This window comes from Bacillus ectoiniformans (genome assembly GCF_016908875.1).
GTDB classification, from domain to species: domain Bacteria; phylum Bacillota; class Bacilli; order Bacillales; family Domibacillaceae; genus Bacillus_BX; species Bacillus_BX ectoiniformans.
In genome coordinates, this window is record NZ_JAFBES010000032.1 from 1 (window position 1) to 1,714 (window position 1,714).

A 1,714-nucleotide genomic window follows, 5' to 3' on the forward strand; every position below is an offset into this window, starting at 1 on the left:
TGGTGTCAGTGGTAGGAGAGCGTTCTAAGGGCGGTGAAGCTAGACCGAAAGGACTGGTGGAGCGCTTAGAAGTGAGAATGCCGGTATGAGTAGCGAAAGAAGGGTGAGAATCCCTTCCACCGAATGCCTAAGGTTTCCTGAGGAAGGCTCGTCCTCTCAGGGTTAGTCGGGACCTAAGCCGAGGCCGAAAGGCGTAGGCGATGGATAACAGGTTGATATTCCTGTACCACCTATTTACCATTTGAGCAATGGGGGGACGCAGGAGGATAGGGTAAGCGCGCTGTTGGATATGCGCGTCCAAGCAGTTAGGCCGATCACGAGGCAAATCCCGTGATCATTAAGGCTGAGCTGTGATGGCGAGGGAAATATAGTACCGAAGTTCCTGATTCCACACTGCCAAGAAAAGCCTCTAGCGAGGTAAAAGGTGCCCGTACCGCAAACCGACACAGGTAGGCGAGGAGAGAATCCTAAGGTGAGCGAGTGAACTCTCGTTAAGGAACTCGGCAAAATGACCCCGTAACTTCGGGAGAAGGGGTGCTCTTTGAGGTGAATAGCCTCGAGGAGCCGCAGTGAATAGGCCCAGGCGACTGTTTAGCAAAAACACAGGTCTCTGCGAAGCCGCAAGGCGAAGTATAGGGGCTGACGCCTGCCCGGTGCTGGAAGGTTAAGAGGAGCGCTTAGCGCAAGCGAAGGTGTGAATTGAAGCCCCAGTAAACGGCGGCCGTAACTATAACGGTCCTAAGGTAGCGAAATTCCTTGTCGGGTAAGTTCCGACCCGCACGAAAGGCGTAACGATCTGGGCACTGTCTCAACGAGAGACTCGGTGAAATTATAGTACCTGTGAAGATGCAGGTTACCCGCGACAGGACGGAAAGACCCCGTGGAGCTTTACTGTAGCCTGATATTGAATTTTGGCACAGCTTGTACAGGATAGGTAGGAGCCTTTGAAACCGGAGCGCCAGCTTCGGTGGAGGCGTTGGTGGGATACTACCCTGGCTGTGTTGAACTTCTAACCCGCACCCCTGATCGGGGTGGGAGACAGTGTCAGGTGGGCAGTTTGACTGGGGCGGTCGCCTCCTAAAATGTAACGGAGGCGCCCAAAGGTTCCCTCAGAATGGTTGGAAATCATTCGCAGAGTGTAAAGGCACAAGGGAGCTTGACTGCGAGACCTACAAGTCGAGCAGGGACGAAAGTCGGGCTTAGTGATCCGGTGGTTCCGCATGGAAGGGCCATCGCTCAACGGATAAAAGCTACCCCGGGGATAACAGGCTTATCTCCCCCAAGAGTCCACATCGACGGGGAGGTTTGGCACCTCGATGTCGGCTCATCGCATCCTGGGGCTGTAGTCGGTCCCAAGGGTTGGGCTGTTCGCCCATTAAAGCGGTACGCGAGCTGGGTTCAGAACGTCGTGAGACAGTTCGGTCCCTATCCGTCGCGGGCGCAGGAAATTTGAGAGGAGCTGTCCTTAGTACGAGAGGACCGGGATGGACGCACCGCTGGTGTACCAGTTGTCTTGCCAAAGGCATCGCTGGGTAGCTATGTGCGGACGGGATAAGTGCTGAAAGCATCTAAGCATGAAGCCCCCCTCAAGATGAGATTTCCCATAGCGCAAGCTAGTAAGATCCCTGAAAGATGATCAGGTAGATAGGTTCGAGGTGGAAGCGTGGCGACACGTGGAGCTGACGAATACTAATCGATCGAGGACTTAACCAAA

1 rRNA gene is annotated in these 1,714 nt (G+C 54.4%); it reads left to right on the top strand.

From position 1 onward, the window contains the following. Nucleotides 1-1,713 (top strand): 23S ribosomal RNA (locus tag JOC78_RS17380); the annotation flags it as partial. Nucleotide 1,714 lies beyond the last annotated feature (1 nt).